The 20480-nt window shown below is 39.5% G+C and carries 28 protein-coding genes, 2 tRNA genes and 4 pseudogenes; 16 read left to right on the top strand and 18 right to left on the bottom strand.

Going from position 1 to position 20480, the window contains the following annotated elements; genetic code table 11:
* Positions 1–11 precede the first annotated feature (11 nt).
* From DYY67_RS06775 to DYY67_RS06725, 11 genes and pseudogenes are all read right to left on the bottom strand, one after another.
* Positions 12–431 (bottom strand): aminotransferase class III-fold pyridoxal phosphate-dependent enzyme, encoded by a 420-nt coding sequence (locus DYY67_RS06775; RefSeq protein WP_320415997.1) that lies wholly within the window; start codon positions 429–431, stop codon positions 12–14.
* A gap of 26 nt (positions 432–457) precedes the next feature.
* Positions 458–601: a hypothetical protein gene (locus DYY67_RS06770; RefSeq protein ID WP_166391859.1), complete on the bottom strand. Its 144-nt coding sequence runs from the start codon at positions 599–601 to the stop codon at positions 458–460.
* An 85-nt stretch (positions 602–686) separates the two neighbouring features.
* Positions 687–789: transfer RNA gene (locus DYY67_RS06765), tRNA-Leu, on the bottom strand.
* Between the two features lie 73 nt (positions 790–862).
* Positions 863–1009 (bottom strand): hypothetical protein, encoded by a 147-nt coding sequence (locus DYY67_RS06760; RefSeq protein ID WP_166391857.1) that lies wholly within the window; start codon positions 1007–1009, stop codon positions 863–865.
* A 147-nt stretch (positions 1010–1156) separates the two neighbouring features.
* Positions 1157–1946 (bottom strand): annotated as a pseudogene (gene sufC / locus DYY67_RS06755) (Fe-S cluster assembly ATPase SufC).
* Between the two features lie 263 nt (positions 1947–2209).
* Complete coding sequence (locus tag DYY67_RS06750; protein WP_166391855.1) at positions 2210–3169, bottom strand: transcription initiation factor IIB; 960 nt, start codon at positions 3167–3169, stop codon at positions 2210–2212.
* On the bottom strand, positions 3166–3435 hold the full coding sequence (locus tag DYY67_RS06745) for an H/ACA ribonucleoprotein complex subunit GAR1 (protein ID WP_166391853.1): 270 nt from the start codon (positions 3433–3435) through the stop codon (positions 3166–3168). The genes DYY67_RS06750 and DYY67_RS06745 overlap by 4 nt, the downstream gene beginning before the upstream one ends.
* A gap of 74 nt (positions 3436–3509) precedes the next feature.
* The gene (locus DYY67_RS06740) at positions 3510–3809 is read right to left on the bottom strand and encodes a signal recognition particle subunit SRP19/SEC65 family protein (protein ID WP_166391851.1); all 300 of its coding nucleotides are present in this window, start codon (positions 3807–3809) and stop codon (positions 3510–3512) included.
* Between the two features lie 7 nt (positions 3810–3816).
* A complete protein-coding gene (locus DYY67_RS06735) occupies positions 3817–4197 on the bottom strand; it encodes a 30S ribosomal protein S8e (RefSeq protein ID WP_166391849.1) in 381 nt (126 codons plus the stop codon).
* Positions 4198–4259: 62 nt separating this feature from the next.
* Positions 4260–4852: pseudogene (scpB, locus tag DYY67_RS06730) on the bottom strand (SMC-Scp complex subunit ScpB).
* 70 nt (positions 4853–4922) lie between these two features.
* Positions 4923–5582 carry a chromosome segregation protein ScpA gene (locus DYY67_RS06725; RefSeq protein WP_166391847.1) on the bottom strand — a complete coding sequence of 220 codons (660 nt, stop codon included), beginning with the start codon at positions 5580–5582 and terminating at the stop codon, positions 4923–4925.
* Between the two features lie 121 nt (positions 5583–5703).
* Here DYY67_RS06725 and DYY67_RS06720 point away from each other — a divergent pair, with 121 nt between their 5' ends.
* The gene (locus tag DYY67_RS06720; RefSeq protein ID WP_166391845.1) at positions 5704–6447 is read left to right on the top strand and encodes a response regulator; all 744 of its coding nucleotides are present in this window, start codon (positions 5704–5706) and stop codon (positions 6445–6447) included.
* Here the strand turns inward: DYY67_RS06720 and DYY67_RS06715 are convergent.
* Together DYY67_RS06715 and DYY67_RS06710 are read right to left on the bottom strand one after the other, a co-directional pair.
* Positions 6440–6946 carry an Lrp/AsnC family transcriptional regulator gene (locus DYY67_RS06715; protein WP_166391843.1) on the bottom strand — a complete coding sequence of 169 codons (507 nt, stop codon included), beginning with the start codon at positions 6944–6946 and terminating at the stop codon, positions 6440–6442. The genes DYY67_RS06720 and DYY67_RS06715 overlap by 8 nt on opposite strands.
* 38 nt (positions 6947–6984) lie before the next feature.
* Positions 6985–7106 (bottom strand) — tRNA-Tyr (locus tag DYY67_RS06710).
* 141 nt (positions 7107–7247) lie between these two features.
* Here DYY67_RS06710 and DYY67_RS06705 point away from each other — a divergent pair.
* From DYY67_RS06705 to DYY67_RS06690, 4 genes and pseudogenes are all read left to right on the top strand, one after another.
* Positions 7248–7859 carry a hypothetical protein gene (locus DYY67_RS06705; protein ID WP_166391841.1) on the top strand — a complete coding sequence of 204 codons (612 nt, stop codon included), beginning with the start codon at positions 7248–7250 and terminating at the stop codon, positions 7857–7859.
* Between the two features lie 35 nt (positions 7860–7894).
* Positions 7895–8302 carry a translation initiation factor IF-5A gene (locus tag DYY67_RS06700; RefSeq protein ID WP_166391839.1) on the top strand — a complete coding sequence of 136 codons (408 nt, stop codon included), beginning with the start codon at positions 7895–7897 and terminating at the stop codon, positions 8300–8302.
* 264 nt (positions 8303–8566) lie between these two features.
* Positions 8567–9223, top strand: coding sequence for a diphthine--ammonia ligase (locus DYY67_RS06695; protein WP_255492940.1), 657 nt, complete (start codon positions 8567–8569; stop codon positions 9221–9223).
* A 27-nt stretch (positions 9224–9250) separates the two neighbouring features.
* Positions 9251–10579 (top strand): annotated as a pseudogene (locus tag DYY67_RS06690) (signal recognition particle receptor subunit alpha).
* Between the two features lie 168 nt (positions 10580–10747).
* Here the strand turns inward: DYY67_RS06690 and DYY67_RS06685 are convergent.
* From DYY67_RS06685 to DYY67_RS06675, 3 genes are all read right to left on the bottom strand, one after another.
* Positions 10748–11101 (bottom strand): hypothetical protein, encoded by a 354-nt coding sequence (locus DYY67_RS06685; RefSeq protein ID WP_166391837.1) that lies wholly within the window; start codon positions 11099–11101, stop codon positions 10748–10750.
* A 65-nt stretch (positions 11102–11166) separates the two neighbouring features.
* Entirely contained in the window at positions 11167–12867 is a 1701-nt protein-coding gene (locus tag DYY67_RS06680) for a cytochrome c biogenesis protein CcdA (RefSeq protein WP_166391835.1), read from the bottom strand.
* Positions 12816–13706, bottom strand: coding sequence for a DUF255 domain-containing protein (locus tag DYY67_RS06675; RefSeq protein WP_166391833.1), 891 nt, complete (start codon positions 13704–13706; stop codon positions 12816–12818). Before DYY67_RS06675 ends, DYY67_RS06680 begins: the two co-directional genes overlap by 52 nt.
* 270 nt (positions 13707–13976) lie before the next feature.
* Between DYY67_RS06675 and DYY67_RS06670 the strand changes: the two genes are divergently transcribed.
* From DYY67_RS06670 to DYY67_RS06620, 11 genes and pseudogenes are all read left to right on the top strand, one after another.
* Positions 13977–14468 carry a HoxN/HupN/NixA family nickel/cobalt transporter gene (locus tag DYY67_RS06670; RefSeq protein WP_166391831.1) on the top strand — a complete coding sequence of 164 codons (492 nt, stop codon included), beginning with the start codon at positions 13977–13979 and terminating at the stop codon, positions 14466–14468.
* Positions 14455–14673 carry a hypothetical protein gene (locus DYY67_RS06665; RefSeq protein ID WP_166391829.1) on the top strand — a complete coding sequence of 73 codons (219 nt, stop codon included), beginning with the start codon at positions 14455–14457 and terminating at the stop codon, positions 14671–14673. The genes DYY67_RS06670 and DYY67_RS06665 overlap by 14 nt, the downstream gene beginning before the upstream one ends.
* 122 nt (positions 14674–14795) lie before the next feature.
* Positions 14796–15449 carry a DUF4443 domain-containing protein gene (locus tag DYY67_RS06660; protein ID WP_255492939.1) on the top strand — a complete coding sequence of 218 codons (654 nt, stop codon included), beginning with the start codon at positions 14796–14798 and terminating at the stop codon, positions 15447–15449.
* A 44-nt stretch (positions 15450–15493) separates the two neighbouring features.
* Positions 15494–15670, top strand: a complete 177-nt coding sequence (locus tag DYY67_RS11925) for a J domain-containing protein (protein ID WP_166391827.1) — start codon at positions 15494–15496, stop codon at positions 15668–15670.
* Positions 15624–16175 (top strand): ferredoxin, encoded by a 552-nt coding sequence (locus DYY67_RS06650; protein ID WP_166391825.1) that lies wholly within the window; start codon positions 15624–15626, stop codon positions 16173–16175. The genes DYY67_RS11925 and DYY67_RS06650 overlap by 47 nt, the downstream gene beginning before the upstream one ends.
* A gap of 108 nt (positions 16176–16283) precedes the next feature.
* On the top strand, positions 16284–17447 hold the full coding sequence (locus DYY67_RS06645; protein WP_320415996.1) for a tRNA pseudouridine(54/55) synthase Pus10: 1164 nt from the start codon (positions 16284–16286) through the stop codon (positions 17445–17447).
* An 88-nt stretch (positions 17448–17535) separates the two neighbouring features.
* Positions 17536–17928, top strand: a complete 393-nt coding sequence (locus DYY67_RS06640; RefSeq protein WP_166391823.1) for a hypothetical protein — start codon at positions 17536–17538, stop codon at positions 17926–17928.
* A gap of 78 nt (positions 17929–18006) precedes the next feature.
* Entirely contained in the window at positions 18007–18465 is a 459-nt protein-coding gene (locus tag DYY67_RS06635) for a hypothetical protein (RefSeq protein ID WP_166391821.1), read from the top strand.
* Between the two features lie 91 nt (positions 18466–18556).
* Complete coding sequence (locus DYY67_RS06630; protein WP_166391819.1) at positions 18557–18817, top strand: hypothetical protein; 261 nt, start codon at positions 18557–18559, stop codon at positions 18815–18817.
* Between the two features lie 112 nt (positions 18818–18929).
* Positions 18930–19082 carry a hypothetical protein gene (locus DYY67_RS06625; protein WP_166391817.1) on the top strand — a complete coding sequence of 51 codons (153 nt, stop codon included), beginning with the start codon at positions 18930–18932 and terminating at the stop codon, positions 19080–19082.
* Between the two features lie 112 nt (positions 19083–19194).
* A pseudogene (locus DYY67_RS06620) lies at positions 19195–19900 on the top strand (hypothetical protein).
* Here DYY67_RS06620 and DYY67_RS06615 read toward each other — a convergent pair.
* Complete coding sequence (locus tag DYY67_RS06615) at positions 19901–20074, bottom strand: 30S ribosomal protein S27ae (RefSeq protein WP_166391815.1); 174 nt, start codon at positions 20072–20074, stop codon at positions 19901–19903.
* A complete protein-coding gene (locus tag DYY67_RS06610) occupies positions 20074–20436 on the bottom strand; it encodes a hypothetical protein (protein ID WP_166391813.1) in 363 nt (120 codons plus the stop codon). The genes DYY67_RS06615 and DYY67_RS06610 overlap by 1 nt, the downstream gene beginning before the upstream one ends.
* Positions 20437–20480 lie beyond the last annotated feature (44 nt).

Raw genomic sequence — 20480 nt, 5'->3', positions numbered from 1 at the left:
CAATCTCAGGATCATCGTCTTTTGCGCAGAACTTGATCCTTTTGACTGCAAGTTCTGGAAAGTTGTACTTGTGTACTGGTCCTGCTAGATGTAAAGCTGAGTGCACCAAGCGTTCTGCCATGAAATGCGCCAAGACATGATATGCCAGGCAGTGGTCCCATCTTTCTGTATGCAATCTTTATTGCATTCTCTACTGCCTCTGCACCACTGTTGATAAAAAATGTCTTAAAGTTTTGTGGCAGTATTGTTGATACCGTCTCTGCAAGGTCGGCATGTTCCTTGGAGTAAAAGTCCTGGCCTGCAATCTTGTGCGTGCCATTTGTGGAGTACTCTGCCAGCACTTCCATGACATCAGGATGTGAATATCCTATGGGGCATGCGCCTATGTTAGAAGTAAAATCTAGGAACTTGTTGCCGTCTGGGTCTTCAATGATGCAATCATGGCCGTTTGCAATGACTAGGGATAGACAAATGTGGAATCATATGCATATTTTTTCATTGCATTTATGATTCGCTTTGAATTGGGTCCTGGCAATTTGTGGTTCATTGTATTTTCCTTGGGTGTTATTACATGGAAAAATTTTCTAATAAAGACTATCATGGATATGTCATGGGAGAAAATCACAGGGGATTTGACGAGCCAAATCGCAAACAGCGACAGAGAAGGGCAAAAAAGGCAAGGAAAGTGCAGAGGGAGGGATTTGAACCCCCGAACCCCTAAAGGAAAGGATTCTCCTATTACCGATGATCTTGAGTCCTTCTCGGTTGGCCGGGCTTCGATACCTCTGCAACGAGAGATTTAAGCACTGAATATATAAACTGAAACTGCAGGTTTTCGAATTTTAATAGATTGTCTTCTTTTTCAATTTACAAGTTTTTCTGATATTGCAGGCATTGTATAGAAAAATTCATCCTCAAAAGCAAAGTCCTGCTTTCCCTGTTTTCTCAATGATTCAAAATAACTCATGCAGTTTGCATAGAATGTGTTTGATTGGTTCTCTTCTGGCATGGTAAACATTGTTCCAGGAAAGGTGTTTCTTTTGATGTGTAAGAAATTTTAGACACAGTTATTGTCTTTTTTTAATTATCTATTCGTGATTTGAAATTTGGGAAAATACTTGTCAGCTTGTGCATTTAGGGTGTAAATTTGGTATCTCTAGGAAGCTGGTTGTTCGGTAGCGTCCTGAATTCCTAGCCACGAGTATCCTTTTTGTTCCAACTCGTCTGCAAGTTCCTTTGGACCTTCTTTTATCATCTTTCCCTGTGCCATGACATGCACGTAATCAAGCTTGTCCAAGAACTTGAGAATTCTTGCATAATGGGTAATGACTATTGACTGTTGCGTCCTTTCTTGAGACTTGGCTTATTGCTTTTGCAACTGCCTGGACTGCATCAATATCCAGTCCAGAATCTGGCTCGTCTAGAATTGATATCTTTGGCTGCAATACTGCCATCTGCAAAACCTCAGACCTCTTCTTTTCACCGCCGGAGAATCCCTCGTTTAGGTATCTTGACAGGAAATCATGTCTGAGCCCTACTTGATCAAGATTCTTTTTTAGATAATTTTGAAATTCTCTTACTGTCAAAAAGACTTCACGGTTCTGGTCTCCAAGTGATTTGCTCAATGCATTGTAAGCAGTTCTTAGAAAATGTGAATATCCGACACCTGCCACCTCTGTTGGATATTGAAATGCCAGAAACAATCCTTTCTTTGATCTTTCATCGGCAGACATGTTCAAGATGCTTTCTCCATCCAAGAGAATGTCGCCGCTTGTCACCTCATATTTTGGATGACCTAAAATTGTATAAGCTAGAGTACTTTTTCCTGATCCGTTTGGACCCATTATTGCATGGATCTCGCCTGGACCTGTCTTGAGATTTACTCCTTTGAGGATCTCTTTGCCTTCTCTTTTAGCATGAAGGTCTTTGATTTCAAGTACTGCCATCTTGTATATGTCAACTTGATTTCGATATATAATCCAACAAAAAATTAGATCAAGCTAACTGTGTACCTGCCATGGTTCTATATCGTCATTCTATGGTTTTGTAACAACCAAGGCTTGCAGAGTGTATGAGAATATGCTTTGAGGCTGGAATTAGGTGCTATTTTTCTAGGTTGTCTAGAAATTCCTTTGTTTCAAAAAAGCCAGAGAGTTCCTTTGAGATCTGGTCTGAGAATAATGATGAAATAAAAACAAAAAGGAAGGGGTTAGTTTTTGGCTAGCGCTGGTTTTAAGATAACCTTGATCTTGTATGCAGTCAGGATTTCCTTGCACCTGTTTCGTATGGTGACCTCGGTAATTCCTGCAACGCTTGAAACATCTCTTTGGAGTATGCTTTGTCCAAGCAGTGTTGAGGCGATGTAAAGATAGGCAGCAGCAAGGCCATTTGGCGCCTTTCCGTCTGCTAGGTTGTGGTCATCTGTCTTTTCTGCAATCTCTGCAGCAAGTCTTTCTACACGTACCTCAAGTTTTGCAAGATTTGCAATCTTTGATATGTATTTCTCAAGGGTTACTACTGGTGCTGTCTTTGATCCAAGCTCCATCACGAGCATTCTGTAATATTTTGCAGTCAGTTTTACGTTCATTTTTTCGTCTTTTGTACTTCCAGTTGCAGAGCAAATCTCGTCTAATGATCTTACAACATCGCACTGCTTGCATGCCATGTAAATGGTTGCAGCCGACATGCAGGCAACAGATTTTCCCTTTGCCTCTGTTTGGCCGTCAAAGTTTCTGTATATTATTGATGCAGTTTCAACTACGTTTCTTGAAAGTGCCAGTGATTGGCAAGTCTCTCCTATCTTTGAGAGTATGTTTGCAAGTCGTCTCTCTCTTGGAGAGGCAACTCTGATTCTTGTCTGCCACTTTCTTAGGTTGTACATCTGAAGTGCCATGTCGCTTGAAATTGTTTTTCCGCTAAAGTCTTTGGTTCCTAGTGCTATCTCTGTTCTAATTCCAAGGTCATGTTGTGCATAAGTTGTCTGACCGGTTGCTCTTGCAGTTTTCATTTTTTCTTCTGGATTGGTTGATCTTGACTCTGGACCGTAATCTGACATCTGCTCCATTGCTACCAGTCCGCAGCCAGAACAAATTTTTTCTCCACTATGAATGTCATCAACTAAGGATGATCTACATTCTGGACAATTTGTCTGTAGTTCTGTCATGTTCATCTTCTATTTCCTCTGAATCTTTTCGGTTTCATCGCAGGAGATTGTTCGACGATGTAAACATGCTGTCCGATGTGTCTTTTGATATTGTTGGTAAGCGGAATCGCTGATGCATACGGCGCATCGACCGGACCTATCATTTCCGAAACTTTGGCTACTTTGGTCCCAGAATTGTCTACTACAATCTGGCCATCGTTTAACGGTTTAGAAAGTCTAATCAAGACTCTACCGCTATTTGCTAAATGCAATACTTCGCCTACCTCCTGCAATTAGTGAATAAACCGAATACTGTTATCAATAGAGTTCTGTCAAAATTACTTTAGCTCTAAGCTAGAATAGCTGTTTACTTGGTCTGTTTAGCTCTTCGCGATACAATCTTGTCCGAAATTGCAGAAATTATTTTGGCTTTTGGTTGTACCTTTGCAAGTACGATGTAGCCTGACCTTACATATGGCCTTCTTGGAAATCTTACCTGTTCGTTAGTTTCTGTTGGCTCAAATCCAGCTGCTTTTGCAGCATCTACTAATTCTTTTAGTGAAGGATCGAAAATACTTTTTTCACGTGATACACGTCGACCCATTTTTTTTGGAAGTGTCTTGTTGAAATAATCCAACCAGATTACGACATGTTCGTAATCTTTCATTTTGAAATCACTTTATCAAAATTGCGTTTACTGCGCCGTCTTGACCTGGTCTTGAAACTACTTTGCATTGCCCATTCTCTGTTTCCAAAATTGCGCCCTTTGAAATTACACCACGTCTTTCATAGTCACTGCTTGCTGGATTTTTTAGAACTTTGAGTATCTTTACTCTTTTTACTTTTCCATCTGGGATAGATAGATTTACAAAATCTGTAGTCTTCAGTGCAGTCTTTCTGTTGTAACCTCGAACTTTTCTTGTAATGGTGACATGAGGACCTGGAATAGCTTCCACAGAATATCTGTCGATCTCATATTTTCTTCTAGTTCTAAGAGGATATCGTCTGCCTCCAGTAATCTTACTTGTGGCAAGATTTTCTACAGATTTCTTCATAAGCAGTCGTTAAAGTGACTCTAATTTATACCATCTAGAACAAAACATTGCATCCAGTGTCTTTACTGGCTTGGCTGTGTCATGGATTCCACATTTTCTGTCTGTGGCAGGGGCTGACTTGGAGAACTTTGGTTTGAAGATCTGACTTTTGTGAAAAGTTTCTGTTTTAGTAAATCTTTGTCACCTTGGATTCCAAAGTATTTCTGGAATTTTTCTGTTGTATTGTATATTTTGAGCCTTCCAACATTTTGGTGTTCAATGTATGCTAGCTGTTCAAGTAACTTTAGATGCAAGTATACACCGGAGCCTCGGACCTCGACCAATCTTTTTGATGAAATTGGTTGCATGTATGCAACATATGATAATGTCTTCAATGTGGCAGTTGGAAGCAGTGGCTTTGATGCATACTTTCTGATGACTGTATTGTACTCTGGTTTTAGCTGAAATACGTACGAACCATCGGAAGTGCGCTATTTCTAGTGCCCTAAAGGCAGACTTTGTCTTTTTCACAATTCCTGTCATGAGGGCAAGTGTCTTGGTTCTTGATTCGGTGCCAGACGCCTTTATCAACTCCTCTATTGTCAGAGGTCTTCCTGCCAGAATACAGGGCTGCCTCTAGCCTGGCAATTGCCTCATCGTCTTCTACTTTGCCCATCTACACAAAAAAGGAGGTCAGAAGATACTTAAAGGAAATTCCTATTGACAGTTGATTTACTTGTAAATTTCTATTTTGTAAAGGAGACCACTATGTCGTCTTCTGTCTGCTCCAAATCGACCTTCATATCCCTTGCCAAAAATAGTATTGCAAAGAAGCATCTGATCACATCTACCAGTTCAAGGCCCGATGTGATGTTCTTAAAGGAGCCTGATCCTGTTGGCCTTATCTTGTTCATAATGAGCTCCTCATACTGGCCAATTATCTTCTCAAGCGAGATGAAATAATCGTCAAAGTTTGGCACTTGGACGGGTTCAAACTCTATCTGTCTGCGGCTTGAACGTGGGTTTGCGATAGTTCCAATCAGGTTCTCAAGCACAGAAAGCAACTCGTCCAAGGTAACAGGATACGTGGATTCGTGTCTGTAAGGCATGTTTATTATTTCGATATCGACGTTTTCTCTCTGGCTGAGGGGCCTTTTCTCCATGGCTGCCTTTTGTAATGCAAATATGCTTTCTACCTTCATTCTGTGAATCATTGCAGACGAGAGGGCGGCAATTCCTGCAACCCTGAGATCTTTCTTGTCTGTCTGATTTAGAATTGTAATTAGCATCTTCAGTATGCGAGTAATGTCTATGCTCCAGACATCTTTTTTGGATATGTCAAGAGGTGTAAATAGAATGTTAACTGGAGGCTGCGCAAGACCAGTACCATTATTTTCCTCAGTCACTAGATAACATGTCTTTTGTCTTTATAATATCTGTTTGATTTGCTCTTTTGACCGCCCAAGTCAAGAATTTTACCATTTCTGCAACTCAAAAAATATAATCTTGTGCTGTATTAGCAAAGTGTTGGATAAAGACCTTGAAAAGTTTGACTTGGCATGTACCTACTTGAAAAATGATCAAAACATCTCAGCACACAATCTATTCATGTCACTTGCAGAAGATTCGATGAAAAAGGAGAGCTTCAAGGCAGGCGTATATCTCATTCTTGCCTCAGAATGTAAGGAAAAGCAAGGCAAGGATAGCAGGGAAGAATTTGGCATGGCTGCAAAATACTATCTCAAGGTTGCAAAAAAAGACCCTGCTAGCTCATCATACGCATACCAGTGTGCGGCAAGATGTTTTCTCAAGTCAGGACAGGTAGACTTGGCAATGAAGGTGTCAGAAGAGGCAAAAAAACACGTATCAGTAACTATTGAAGAGAAGAGACCAATTGTCGTAATAGATGACAGTCCTGCAATTACTTTACGACTCAAAAGCTATCTTGAACAACTTGGATATGATGACATCAAGATAGAAAATGACGGAAACAGTGCCATTAAACTTGTTACAAAATTAATTAATGACTCACAAAACCCGCTCATATTGCTTGACATGCAGATGCCAGACATGACAGGCGATGCTGTTGCAAAGAAATTGCTGGAGAAAAAACCGGATCTTTCCATCATATTGATAACTGCAGACGAAAAAAGTAATCCACGAGTCCGCAAGACAATTGGATTTGGCTCTACTGCGTTTATTCAAAAGCCATTTACAATAAATGAGCTAAAAAATGCACTTGATATCACAGAACAAAACCGTATCAGGTAAGAAGCAAGAGCGACATATTCAAGAGATTGACATCTTTTACCTGAAGGCCGCTTATTCTGTAATCTGAAACCTGATCAGAAAACTTTTCAATTATTTTTGACGTAGGGTTTTTCTCAGTACTATCAAGTCTCATCACTACTAACATGTTCCAATCGCCATCAAGCGTTGCAACAAAAAGATAATTTGGAAATGTCTTTGCAAAATCCTTTATTGATTCAACCTGGCTGCTAATTGAACGCGCAATCTTTAACTTTAAAAACAATGCCTCAAACTCGCCTGTGGAAGAGACACCGCTCAACACTGCCTTGTATCCCTTTATGATGCCGCTTTTCTCTAACCTCTCAATTCTTTTTCTGATGGTTCTATCAGAAACGTCCACTCCTGCATTTCTAAGCTCAGATGCAATCTCCTTGGAAGGGGTTCTTGCATTCTTGTTTAGAATTGCAATGATCTTTTGATCTATTTCATCCAAAGAGGACCAGTTCGAATCTTCAGACATCGTTAGTATAGTAAATCCAGTGTTTTTGAATTTTATGATGGTCCCACGCGCAGGATTCGAACTTGCGACTCTCCGGTATCTGTAAGCCTGATAGGCTGATGACGGTCAGCCAGAGCCAACCACTACAGCCGGATGCTCTACCAGGCTGAGCTAGCGTGGGACATCGATTTCATCCCGTTTGTTCGTATTAAATAATTATCGGATAGGAAAAACAGTTGCATATTTCCCAAAATCTGAAACAGATCTGTAAAACTTTGGTCCTACCAAACTACATATAAGAAGGTAGTTTGATCCCGATCACGTGTCTGGTTCCGGGGTTACGGAGGGAGGATATGTATGCGCACCATATTTGCACAACGAATCATCATCCAAACTGAAAGAATCACTGGAAAATTCTGCTTACATTGATGACATGTATTTTGTCACTGCCACTTTTTCAGAAGATGGCAATGCATATTTTCCATCGCACAACAATACGTATCTTCTTGCAAGATTTCGAGACCAACAACCCATACTAGATGAAGTTAAAAAATACAAGCAAGAAAGGCCGACATTTGTCTTCTCAAGATATACCGAGTTCTTTGAAAGATTCAGCGACCAAAAACTCAATCTTGTTTCTGTTTATTATCTTGATTATGGACACTCTGAATCTGATCTCTCCGACTTGGCATTGATTGTGGCAAAACGCAATAGAGTAAGACGGGCAGAATGCGGAACTTTACACATGTCTTCCACAGAATCTCCCAAGTTTACTTTTCCATATGTGGATAACTTGGTTGTCTTTGAAGTCTCAAGTGGAAACACGCACCAAAGTGACAACAAGTATTGTGAAAAGACAAGAAAGGAAGTTGCAAGAAAAGGAATCCGACTGACCAACTTGTTGAACCTTTCTGTGATAGAAAAAATAAAATAAAAAAGTTATATACTCTGCCAAATTCTGTTTGTGTGATGAGCAAGCCTTCTGAACTGGGTTCACTTAAAATTGGATCTTACATCTTGCTACCTGTTGACGCTCCAAGCCAAGAACCATGCAAGATAGTAGAATATGATACCAGTAAACCAGGAAAACACGGAGCAGCAAAGGCAAGAATTGTAGCTGTTGGAATATTTGACAAGAAAAAGTATCCACATGTATCACCAGTGAGTGCTCAGGTACAGGTACCGCTAATTGATAAGAGGGTAGGCTCTGTGATATCAAAAACTGATGCAATTGTACAGGTGATGGACTCTGAGAGCTTTGAGGTCTTCGATGTATCCCAGATAGAAGATGAGGTAGTAGACAAGATAACTCAGGGACAAGATGTTGAATACTGGAAGGTAATGGATAGAACTATTATAGTCCGAATCAAGAGCTAGATTCGGATGCTGATGATGACGAGAAAAGCCAACTGACATCATTGTGATGAAGATTATGAGTGTGAAGCATCCAAGGCTTTCTCTTTCTCGAATGAGTTATACGCCGTGACATCATACATAGCATATGAAAGGCCTATGTCATGTATGTCTTGCATCAAACGTAGAAATTACAATAAGGGGATCCTTGACTTTATGTGATAACTGCTTCAAAAAGGTAACCGAGCTGGAAAAAAATTAATTGGCTGGATACATCCAGAGTGCAAATTGAAACTTGGAGCACTCTTCTCAGGTGGCAAGGACAGCGCCTTTGCTATTTACAGGGCAAAATCTGAAGGCCATGACATATCATGTCTTGTTACTGTATTTCCAAAGTCTGAAGAAAGCCATCTACTGCATCATCCAAACATTGGGCTAACTGTACTACAGGCAAAAGCGATGAACATTCCACAAATCACTGTAGGTCTTGATTCTGATGATACCAGAATAGAGGTTGATAATCTAAAAAAATCGCTAAAGACTGCAAAGGAGCAATTTGGAATCGAAGGAGTAGTTCATGGAGGAATACGTAGCGCATTTCAGAAAAACCATTTTGAAACAATTTGTCGTAGTCTGAACCTTGGTGTGGTCTCTCCGCTCTGGAATGTAAACGAATCAATATATCTGCACGATCTGATACAATCTGGTTTTCAGTTTATTGTCACAAGTGTTACTGCACAAGGACTTGATAATTCTTGGCTTGGAAAAGAAATGACCATACATGATGTTGAAAAATTAATTGTTCTGTCATCCAAGTTTGGATTTAACGCATCATTTGAGGGAGGCGAAGCAGGAGACATTTGTAGTATCATGTCCTTTGTTTTCTGGGCGCATCAAGATTGTAAAATCAAACGAAATATGGGATGGGTACAGAGGAAGGTTTGAAATAACCGAAGCTGTTTTGGAAAAGTAATGCTAGACAGCCTCAAGACAGGCCTCCGGGCTGCACTGAAAAAAATAGTCAACTCGTCTGCCATAGATGAGGCACTAATCAAAGAATTATCTAAAGACATACAGAGGGCACTGTTGCAGTCTGATGTCAATGTAAAACTTGTCTTTCAAATTACAAAAAATCTGGAGGAGCGCTCGCTCAATGAGACTCCTCCTCCCGGGCTATCAAGAAAGGATCACATTGTAAAGATCTTGTACTGACGAACTTTCAAAATTGTTGGGAACAGAAAATGAATACGTCTTCCAGCCGGGAAAGATGAACCGCGTGTTAATGCTTGGAATTCAGGGTAGCGGCAAGACAACAATAACATCAAAACTTGCAAAAGCATCTGACAAAGCAGGGGTATAGAGTCTGTGTAGTTGGTGCAGACACGTACAGACCTGGCGCCTTGACTCAGCTTAAGACAATGTGTGAAAAGGCAAGTGTTGAAGTCTACGGCGAGGAAGGCAACAAGGACTCGCCTGAGATTGTAAAAAATGGTCTGAAACATTTTGAGGGAAAAAATTTTGATATTGTACTGATAGATACTGCTGGACGACACAAGGAAGAAAAAGATCTACTCGATGAGATGACTCAGAATAGGACAGGTGGCAAATCCAGACTTGGCGTTGCTCATCATTGATGGTACCATAGGGCAGCAGTGTTACAATCAGGCAGAATCGTTTCACAAAATAGTCCCAGTTGGCGGTATAATCATAACAAAACTAGATTCTAGTGCTAAAGGCGGTGGGGCTCTTGCAGCAGCAGCTGCTACCGGTGCTAAAATAATGTACATTGGAACCGGAGAGCGAATAGATGACTTGGAAAAGTTTTCGCCAACTAGATTTGTCGGAAGAATGCTTGGGATGGGAGACATTCAGGCCCTGCTTGACATGGCTGCAAGACTTGAAACTGAAGGAAACGAAGAGAGGCTAAAGCGCATATCTCATGGAAAGATGAACATGGAAGATTTCTATTTCCAGATAGAAGAGGCTACAAAGGCAGGCGGACTTCGAAGCATAATGGAGAACATGCCTGGGATCTCTGGGATGGTAAAAGAAGACCAGCTAGACCAGCAAGAGGAGAGGATGGAAAAGTGGAGATATGTAATCCAGTCCATGACAAAAGAGGAAAAGGCCGATCCAGATCTTATCAACGCATCTCGCGTAAAGAGAATTGCACGAGGCTCTGGCTGGCCCGAACATGAGGTAAAAGAATTACTCAAGGCATACAAGAATTCCAAGACCATGATGAAGGCATCAAAGGGCAGGCAACTACAGGGAATGCTGCGCAAGATGGGTCTTGGATAAGTTGCAACCGGTTGATTCTCCTAACAAGATTTGAAATCGTCAAAATCTTGTATTTGAAACATTACTTGATTCTATAATTGTAAAGATGTTTTAAGACTTTAGAAATATCGAACAGTAAACAACGTTAGTTTGCACGCACTAAAAGAATAGGATGCGATATGTGTACTATTATTCTCCATATGTAGGATCTGCTTTTCCTGTAATTTTTACAATGTCCATATCGGCTGCAATTTTTTGAATATCTCCTATCTTCATACGACCCATGACGTGAAGTACGCCCTGTTTATCTCCATGTTCCACTTCAAGAGAATATTTTTCTCGCAAACCATTCATTTTAACATCCACGTCTATACCTGACTTGTATTCTATAATTGCACTGACATCTGGCTCGTTCATATCTTCGTTTGTAAGTTTTCTTTCGAGATAGATTATCTGGTGAACCAGACCAGGATCAACGTTTGGCATGACTTGTTTCAGTTTAGACATATATTCATTGTATATGGATTCTGCATCTTGTGTCATGATTACATTATATGCAGAATATTATTTAAAAGATGAGTACATTTTCAGGTTTTTATCTGCGCTGATCAATTATGCAATACTTGCAATAATCTATTCTCGATTTCAAAGAACCACTGCTGGATGGATGTGTTTGCAACAAGCTGGTTCAATGAATAAAGAATTCCGGAAAATACAAGAAATCCCAATACAACAAACAAGATTCCTGAAAACAATGTGTTTGTATGCAGAGAAAATTGCTTGTTGGCTAGAACTATCTTGATCTCTTTTCCACGAATTATTCTCCATGCAATGGAATCTTTGTCAACTCTGCCAAGATATGCAGAGACTAGGATCAATGGAATTGCAAGACCTGTTGCATAGGAGAATAAGAGCAGGCTTCCAGTTGGAAGGGAGACTGTGGTTGCTGCAAGAAGCAAGATTCCAACCAGTATTGGTCCAACACATGGAGTCCATGACATTCCCAAAATGCAGCCAAACGTGAATGATCCAAAGTAAGTGACAGGACTCTTTGGTGTAATCTTGAGACCAGGTATTCCTCTACCAGACAAGGTGTATAGTCCAAAAAGAATCATTGCAACACCTGCAATCTCTGAGAATACTCCAATGTTTGATTTGAGATATGTGCCGACAAAAGCTGCAGACATACCCAAGAGTACAAAGACGATGACAAGTCCAAGAAAGAATGAAACTGACATGCCAAGCACGTTCATTTTTGATGTTCGAAACGTGTATGCCATGTATGCAGGCAAAATTGGGAGAGTGCATGGAGATGCAAATGATATGAATCCTGAAAGCACAGCTATTGGTACAAGCAAAAATATTGGACCTTGAAGCTTTGCTAGTCCTATATCTGATGGGACAAAGCTCTGGTTTGTCTGACCAGTACCATTTATCAAATTATTCAACCAAAAGTTTTCTTGCTTTTGTTTTTCAATATCGTCAATTCTAGTTTCGGCGTTTGTAAAATCCGACATTAGGTTATTGTCAACTATTATCTGTGATGCCTTGACATAATAGTATCCTTCATCGACAGGGCCAATATTGCCTGCCTGATTGCCCATGGTCTTTATCGCGGCATCCAAGTACTCGATATTATTTGTGTCCATGTATAGTCTCAACAAAGCATATGAGATTACTCCGTTTTCTTCAGGTGGTTTTGTTAGACTGATCTGCTCTCCTGGCTTGTAGATGTTAGTATCGGGGCTGTTTCGTTCAAAGAATCCTCCACTGTACCAATCATACAGGTTGTCAAGAGAATAATCAGCAAGTCCTTGTGCCGTTTTCAAATAACTCTGATTTCCAAGCGTATCGTATCCATCAACAAAAGCAAGAAGCAAGTAGGCGTTGTCTAAAAGATTTCCGCTGACTCCTATAGTGCCATTCACATCTTGATAATGATACGCGCCATTGCTAGATACTAGGTTACTCTCAAAAAAGTCAAGCGAATGTGTTGCCATGTCGTTATACTTTGAATCTTTTGTGACATTGTACAAGTAGAGGTAGGTGATGATGGCCTCAGAGTTCCAGTCGGAAAACTTGGTCTTGTCTATTATTGGCTTTTCATCAGGTCTTGGATTCTTCAAATAATATGCCTCTTCTGGACTAGAGTCTGTGTCTCCGTAAAAACCGCCATTTTGTTTGTCATACCAGTTATTTTCAATATAGTTTTGAGTTTTGTTTACAACCTCTTTTACCATGGTATCATCTGGGGTTATCAATAGAAGGTGTTCGTATGTCTTGAGAAGTTTTGCGTTATCGTATAGCATTTTTCATAATGTGGTGGGCTCCATGTTCTGGTTGTACCATACCTGTGAAATCCTCCATCTATTGGATCGAACAGCTTGTAATCTGTGAGGTTTTGTATGTTAGTGTATTGATTTTTCAGTGTATTCTGGACTAGACCAAGATATGTCATATTTCCTGTTTTCTGGTACATGTCAAGAAAAAAGTCAAGAGTTCTAGCCTCTGGAAACTTTTGTCCAGTTCCAAAACCTCCATAGACTGCGTCGTATAATTTTAGATTGTAATTGGCATATGCACCTGGGAGATCTGCAAGTTGTTTTTCTGTAAGAACTACCTGGGGATGTTTTTGGTAATTATAAGAGAATCCAGATGAAAATTTATGAGAATTGACATAGTCAACTGCCTGCTGAAAGTTTACCAACATGTTTTGTACCGGTCTTGGTCCGGAATATCCAAAAAGTATCTGTCCGTCAGGCGTTAATATTGCAGTTGATGGCCATCCGCCTTGCAGGTACTGCCCTGTCAGATCTTCTCGCTTGTCAGAGTCGACGTATACCGGAATAAAGTCTTGATTTATCATCTTGACTACATCCGGGTTGTACAGATAGTCTTCACTTTCATACACTTGACAGTAATAGCACCAAGAAGGCGCAGTCAACAAAAGCATGATTGGCTTGTTTTCTTCCTGCGCTTGCTTGAAAGCCTGTGGACCGTAATCCTGCCAGTTGATCAGATGCTTTAGTTCCTCTGCATGTTGGAAAGAATATTGGGTCGCAGACGCAAATTGTCCTGTTGTTTCTACTAGAACAAGAAAAATTATGATCAACGCTCCCAGGATAACTGGTGATAAATTATCTGCCAACTTTTTTCAGTCACCATAGCTTGACTACATCGATACATAAATCAAACAGCTGGAAGGATGAATGCAATCTAGAGTAGATGGTATTTGGAAAGAATATCATGTGATAAAACAAGAATTTAATTTGAATGTTGTATTTTCACTCAAAAATAATTATCTGCAGTTTTTCTATTGGATAAACTGTCCAACGATTTAAATACTAATATGGCAAGATAACGGATCGTTGAGTTCTAGCGCTTGCGGTCAAGATAATTTGATGGAGGAGCACAAGATATGACATACGAGTGGGCATGGCTTGTAACAGGCTTGACTTTGATTGGGATGGGAATACGTCATGCACTTGATGTAGACCACATTACGGCAATAGACAATCTCATTCGATTCAATAACGCATCAAAGCGAGCAAGATGGGTAGGTGCAGGGTTTAGCTCAGGTCACATGGTGTCAGTTCTTGCCGAAATGCTTCTTATGGTGTTTATTGCTGCAAGTGTAATCGATCAAGGCGGAATATTCTCATTGTCTACTGGAATAATTGGAGCTGCCGCATTGGGGGTTATTGGAATAATCAATCTCTATGCCATGAAAAAATATGGCAAAACTTCTGCAACCATATTGGCAGGCAAGATTCTGCCAAGAACTAAATTCATGGGAACAATGGGTTCATCTTTTGTTGTTGGCATAGTTTTTGGCTTGGGATTTGACACGTCAACGCAAGCTTGCAGCCATTGCTCTATCCGCAGCTGCTACGGTCATGGGTGGAATTGAATCTGCCCTTGAGATGATAGCGGTATTTGGAGTTGGCATGGTGGCAATGGATACACTAGACAGTGTATTGTTCAGGGCTGCATTTATCAAAACATTGGGCACTACTGGCTTTAGATATCTCTCATATGCATTGAGTGCAACTGCACTGATAATTGCAGGTTCGTCATTTTATGAGAGTCCTAAGCAATTCCAGTATAGTTCCTGAGTATACCGGACCTGTTCTGGCAGTGGGCGTCTTGATCTGTACATTTACCTACGCACGTGTAACGGGAAAAAATAGACCGCCAGAAAGCGTGAAGAATTAATATTAAATAAAAACCCCCTACCATGGAACTACACATGCATAATGTTGTCAAGCTACTTGGAAAAGTGGCACAACGATATTACCCCAGCAGGGTGCTATCATTTGAGACTGCACATATCTTCAAAGTACTTCAGGTAATATACGTAAATACAAAAGCAAGCAGGTCTCTTTTGATAGAAGAAGTAGGACTTGGGGAGGGCTCTATCAAGACGCTTGTGAAACATCTGAAGATGAATGAGCTCATTACTACATCAAAAGCTGGCATGACGCTGACAAACAAAGGAAGAGCCTTGTTTTCAAAACTAAATGAAGTCATGCCTGCAGAAAGCGACATCAAAGAATGCTCAATCACAATAGGAAAATTCAATCATGCGATACTTGTCAAGGGACTGGCAAAAGACGTGGGAAGTGGCATTGAACAAAGAGATGCGGCAATAAAGATAGGCGCACTTGGGGCGACCACTCTAGTATTTAGAAATGACAAACTCTTCACATCTGACAAAAGTTATGATATACCAATTAAAGATCAAAAACTAACTGTTGTGCTAGTTGAAAAGTTGCAACCTGAAAATGGAGATGTTGTAATTATAGCAAGTGCAGAGAATAAAAAAATTGCAGACTTGGCTGCAAAAAGAGCGGCGCTAGAGACCATATCAAACCATGAAAAACACTCATGATTACTGTAAAAAGCATTTAAAACAGTTTGACTGGACAATAGGTATTGAATAGTTACCAATGCTATCAGGTTTTGGGGGTGCAAGATGGCGCTCCAATGAAAGAGGTAAAGGCGGCATATCGCAAATTGGTACTAAAACACCACCCAGACAAAAGCAGCACACGATCAGGAGGGAATGAAATTCAAAATTATATCAGAAGCATATCAAACACTTCGAACTAATTACAAAAAAAGTATTGGCGCAAATTCAAATCAAGAAAAATATGAAGACAAAAACTCTGACACGAAATATGATTTTGGCTCAAAAAGGCGTTCATGGGGGGCAAGAGACTCGGACAAGACTCCTCAAGAAGACTGGACTAGATATACCAAGTATGCAGAACACGCCTACCAGGATTTTTGGAAGCAATATGAGCAGGTATTTTGGGATTACTATGACAGAGTAAAAGAAGAGGTAAAACCAGATGCTGATCCAATCCAAGTAGAACAAGAAATACCAATTTCAGTAAGAGTAGACCCGGAAAGATGCATAGCTTGTTGCAGTTGCGAGACCATTGCTCCCAAAGTATTTCATGTGGAAAAAAATGTGCAAGTCAATCCAAAATCCAAAGTCATAAACGAAGAGGGTGCAAAATCTGAGAAAATTTTTGACGCGGCTCATACATGTCCAACAAAAGCAATCAGCGTAACTCACAAAGAAACACAACAAAGACTATATCCTTACTAGAAAAACAAGAACTATTCTGCCATAATGTCACTATGGAAGTGCTGTTAGGTTAGACGAATCACTGTTTTTCCGATTAGGAATAATACATGCCACATTTACGATAATCTAGTGGACAAGAAAAAACTAGCCCTAGTTATAGAGAACACCAAGGGACTCCTGAAAGAACATCCTCTATGTGACCATTGTCTTGGTAGGATGTTTGCAGAAAAGCTGGGAGTAGTTTCACACAAGAGACTTGGAAATAAGATTAGAAACATGCTAAAACAGAGACCCACAAAAACATGCTATATTTGCAAAAATATGATGCTAAATCTTGATCTGCATCTGAAAAAAATGATTGACATAACAAAAGAGTATCAGTTTTACACGTTTCTAATTGGTGCTATATTGCAGCCGTCAATTCATGACAGGGATGACCTGATTCGCTCCAAGTTTAAGCTTCGCGGAATACCCAGCATCAAAAGTGATGTGACTCGAGAGATGGGAAAATCATTTTCTCGAAAGACAAGATCCAAAGTAGATTATCAGAATCCAGATATGGTGTTTACAATTGATTTCAAAAAGGAATACTATGACATAAAACCAAAAGCTGTATTGTTACAAGCAAGATATACGAAAAGCATCCGTGGTTTACCGCAAAAACAAAAATCATGTGACCAGTGTGAAGGAAAAGGATGTTTTGTATGCGATTTTCATGGAATTCAAGAATTTAATAGCGTTGAAGGAAAGATAGCAAAATTTCTAATTGACAAGTTTGGTGCACAACAGGCAAAGATTACCTGGATTGGAAGCGAGGATGAATCAAGTCTTGTGATGGGTAATGGAAGGCCATTTTTTGTAAAATTGGTAAACCCACGCAAGAGAAACGTTTCTCTTCAAAAAAAGATTGACTTGGATGGAGTTTTAATTCACAAAATGCATGTCATCTCAAAAATTCCTTCAGATCCGGTGAAGTTCAGTACAGAAGTTGTTATGGAAATAGACACAGAAAATGAGATTACACCTAATGCACTAGAAAAACTGGGAAGACTGGAGGGGCAACCTGTAGTTTTGTATGAAAACTCAGGCCGTAAGCATAAGAAAACCATCTATGATATTAAACTCAAAAGAGAATCTGAAACATCATTTAAGATTATGATGAAATCTGATGGTGGAATCCCGCTGAAAAGATTCGTTGCAGGGCAAGATGTAGAACCAAGCATATCTAGCATACTTGAAACAAACTGCAAATGTAAATTATTTGATTTTAACAAAATAATTATTATGAAATAGTGATGTTTTACATATTATATCACATGAACACCTCTGATATACCATAAATCAAAAAACAACATTAAAGTAAATCTCACAAAAACTAACAATGTTGAATTCTATTACAGAAACTTGTGTTGTATCAGTACCTAAAGACAAGGTTTTCAAATTCTTATCTAATGTTGAAAATCTGCCAAAGTGGAGCACGCAGTTTGTAAAAGAGATATCTTCTGTTGACGGCAAGTACAAGGCAGTAACGCCAATAGGAGAAGTCTTCATACGATTTGAAATAGATTCCAAGGCAGGTCTAATTGACATCTATGCGGGACCAACTGAACAACATATGACGCCAGCATATCTGAGAATTGTTCCTTTTTCGGAGAGTTCTACTGGGATAATGTTCACGTTTTTCCAGTGGGCCGATACTGACAATATGACTTGGCAAATCTTTTGTGAATGGATAAAAATTGAGGTCGGGAATATAAAAAAACATTTTTCCTAGATGATTCAGACTTGGAGCATTGATCATACATAAATAAATGTCTGACACAAGTCCGGTACGAGGTAATATTTGGTGATAGTGCATTGTCCAGACTGTGAACAACCGTTGATCGAATTTGATCCAGGCTCAGGAAATTATCACTGTTCTAATCCTGTCTGTAATTTTCAATACATGGAATTAATGACAGGAAAAAAACACAGAAAAAGTACAAAATATGAGGAAATAGAAACAAAATCTTCAATCAGTAACTTGGATAAAAAACCAAAACGAATTCTTGTCGGACTGGCAATAGAGAGTACGTTGGTTACTATGGGTCATTCTATATTTGATAAGGTAACTGCCAAGTTGAAAGAAGAATACAATGCCAACGTATTTGATTGTCTTGATAATCCACAATACTTGAAAAAAATCCTAGAGAAAAATTTCGATAGTAATATTCGTGCGGTGATGATAAAGTCTGTTAAAACTATCTTGGGAGAGTTTGCGTATTATGAATCCATTAGAGAATTTTTGGATAAATTAAGTGACAAGGATTAGTATCCGAAATTGGAAAACGCGATCCAATATTATCGCTTGTATGATATGAGACAAATTATTTTATATGATTATTTCTGATTCAAACAAAGCAATGATTGGGGATGAATTTATTGGTCATGCAAACTCTTCACTAGTACGTAACAGTAGACTTGTTCTTAAATCGAGAACTGATGGCTCTGTTGTTGATCTGATACCAACTCTCTATGATATGGCAAAAATAGTGATGAAAATACAATGCAGTCTTGCCAAAACAAGTACAGATGATAAACTGCTTGAAGAATTCTCCAAAATAGAGTCTGCAATGATGAAAATGGCTGTTGATATTGAATACTTGAGAAGAAAAGGTCATTGATCTGCAACTGCACTGATTTTTGCTCTTGTTTCCACTCTATAGTCAACTTTATATCGAATTTCTATAAAATTTCTACCAAGAATTTATCAAAGGCCTCTGTATTTCTATATTATTGCCCCGTAAAGAATACAAGACAATTACCGTCAAAGAAGCAACATTTGTAAGGTTTCTTAAGGCAGTTCATGATGCAAAGAAAGCAAATCCTGACCTTGACAATAGCATCTTCGTTGACAAGCTCTTGGACTCGTACAAAAAGAAAGGATGATCTAAGAACACTTCTACACCTTTGGTAAGGGGTTCTCTAGGCTCAAGTATGCAAAGATCTGAATGGGATTGATATCAAGGTTTTATTATAGTCGGATTCCAGTTTTTTTTAATTGGATCCGCTGTTAAAAGTAAACGAAGCTCACAAAAACGGTGTTCTATCAGACAAAATTCACTCACTAATCGTTAAGAGGTTTGATATCATACTTGAGGGTGTAAGTAGGATAGAGAAGGCATCTGGAATAAATTTTCCATTGGCATATGTGGAGCCATCAATTGTAATCTCACAACCTAGTGGCTCCTTTGACTATGGAATCCTTTTTGCAAGAACACTTCCTGTAATTGCAAACGAGAGGGTAGAGATCATTATTCAAATCACTGCCCCGCTTGTCGCCTATGGGTTAAAAGGCACAATACACGCTATACTTGCCCATGAGTTTCTGCATTATCTTGAATTGGTTAAAAGAATGTCCAAGATGGAGATGGTCTCAGATGAGATTACGGGAAATCTCTTTGAGAGTATGTATGCTGATACCACTAGATTGTTTGAGCCTCGTTCAGTGTTTGATGACAAGACACTCTTGTTACATATAACAAAGAAATTTCCAGAGGGGTTTCCGTGATTACAAACTTGAAGATAAGGTATTAAAAAATTGGATTCAAAAGAAATTACCTACAATAAATGTTGCACTTGACCAAAACATAGTAAAGATTCCTGCCGATGTGCTTGCAAAGACCAAAATTGATCCATCTCTGGTTCAAAAACTAGAGCAAATAGAACAAAAATCCTCAAAACTGAGAAAGAAGAAACTCTATTGATTATTTCGTGAACTCGGTATAGCCGCACTTGCCGCAAGTTCGTCTGTCCTTGTGATCTGACATGAAAACTCCCTTGCCGCATCTTGAGCATTCTTTTTTTGTTTTCTCCGCCTTGTCATCTTTTACCTTGTAGTACTTGTAAACTGAAGGGCTTGAGCCTTTCTTGCCTGCCATTACTTTGTCTCTTCCTTCTTCTCTTCAGCAGGCTTGGCTTCTGCTGCTTGTGCTGGCTCGGCTTCTTTTGCAGGTGCTGCCTTGGCCTTCTCTAGTCTTTTGAATACTGCTGCTTTGAGGTGTTCCTTTGCCAACTTTTCGTCTTCATAGACATAGAACGTACCTGAAAGTGTTGGCCTACCGGTCTCATTTTTGAGATTTATTGGAATGACAATCTTGCCTTCAAGATTGAATTGCTTTGATATCATATCTGCAGCTTCTAATCTCTTGAGCCTGCCTGCAAGTCCTTTGAACGTACACGTAATCTCTCTTCTTGAAAGTAGAGGATTCTTTACATCTCGTGTAACTTCAATCATGGACATGTATTGTGAGTCCTTTTAATAGTTCATATAAATCTTAACGAGGG

The sequence above is a fragment of the Candidatus Nitrosotalea sp. TS genome (assembly GCF_011319465.1).
Classification (GTDB): domain Archaea; phylum Thermoproteota; class Nitrososphaeria; order Nitrososphaerales; family Nitrosopumilaceae; genus Nitrosotalea.
This window is presented reverse-complemented; position numbering and strand designations above follow the sequence as displayed.

Bases quoted from the DNA above. Each gene is read 5' to 3' on its own strand.
- DYY67_RS06685 (WP_166391837.1), bottom strand. From the start codon at position 11,101: ATGACACAAGATGCAGAATCCATATACAATGAATATATGTCTAAACTG.
- DYY67_RS06665 (WP_166391829.1), top strand. From the start codon at position 14,455: ATGGGTGGAATTGAATCTGCCCTTGAGATGATAGCGGTATTTGGAGTT.
- DYY67_RS06735 (WP_166391849.1), bottom strand. From the start codon at position 4,197: ATGAAGAAATCTGTAGAAAATCTTGCCACAAGTAAGATTACTGGAGGC.
- DYY67_RS06700 (WP_166391839.1), top strand. From the start codon at position 7,895: ATGAGCAAGCCTTCTGAACTGGGTTCACTTAAAATTGGATCTTACATC.
- DYY67_RS06750 (WP_166391855.1), bottom strand. From the start codon at position 3,169: ATGAACATGACAGAACTACAGACAAATTGTCCAGAATGTAGATCATCC.
- DYY67_RS06740 (WP_166391851.1), bottom strand. From the start codon at position 3,809: ATGAAAGATTACGAACATGTCGTAATCTGGTTGGATTATTTCAACAAG.
- DYY67_RS06640 (WP_166391823.1), top strand. From the start codon at position 17,536: ATGTTGAATTCTATTACAGAAACTTGTGTTGTATCAGTACCTAAAGAC.
- DYY67_RS06670 (WP_166391831.1), top strand. From the start codon at position 13,977: ATGACATACGAGTGGGCATGGCTTGTAACAGGCTTGACTTTGATTGGG.
- DYY67_RS06770 (WP_166391859.1), bottom strand. From the start codon at position 601: ATGATAGTCTTTATTAGAAAATTTTTCCATGTAATAACACCCAAGGAA.
- DYY67_RS06760 (WP_166391857.1), bottom strand. From the start codon at position 1,009: ATGCCAGAAGAGAACCAATCAAACACATTCTATGCAAACTGCATGAGT.
- DYY67_RS06715 (WP_166391843.1), bottom strand. From the start codon at position 6,946: ATGTCTGAAGATTCGAACTGGTCCTCTTTGGATGAAATAGATCAAAAG.
- DYY67_RS06660 (WP_255492939.1), top strand. From the start codon at position 14,796: ATGGAACTACACATGCATAATGTTGTCAAGCTACTTGGAAAAGTGGCA.
- DYY67_RS06615 (WP_166391815.1), bottom strand. From the start codon at position 20,074: ATGGCAGGCAAGAAAGGCTCAAGCCCTTCAGTTTACAAGTACTACAAG.
- DYY67_RS06650 (WP_166391825.1), top strand. From the start codon at position 15,624: ATGAAATTCAAAATTATATCAGAAGCATATCAAACACTTCGAACTAAT.
- DYY67_RS06610 (WP_166391813.1), bottom strand. From the start codon at position 20,436: ATGTCCATGATTGAAGTTACACGAGATGTAAAGAATCCTCTACTTTCA.
- DYY67_RS06680 (WP_166391835.1), bottom strand. From the start codon at position 12,867: ATGCTATACGATAACGCAAAACTTCTCAAGACATACGAACACCTTCTA.
- DYY67_RS06630 (WP_166391819.1), top strand. From the start codon at position 18,557: ATGATTGGGGATGAATTTATTGGTCATGCAAACTCTTCACTAGTACGT.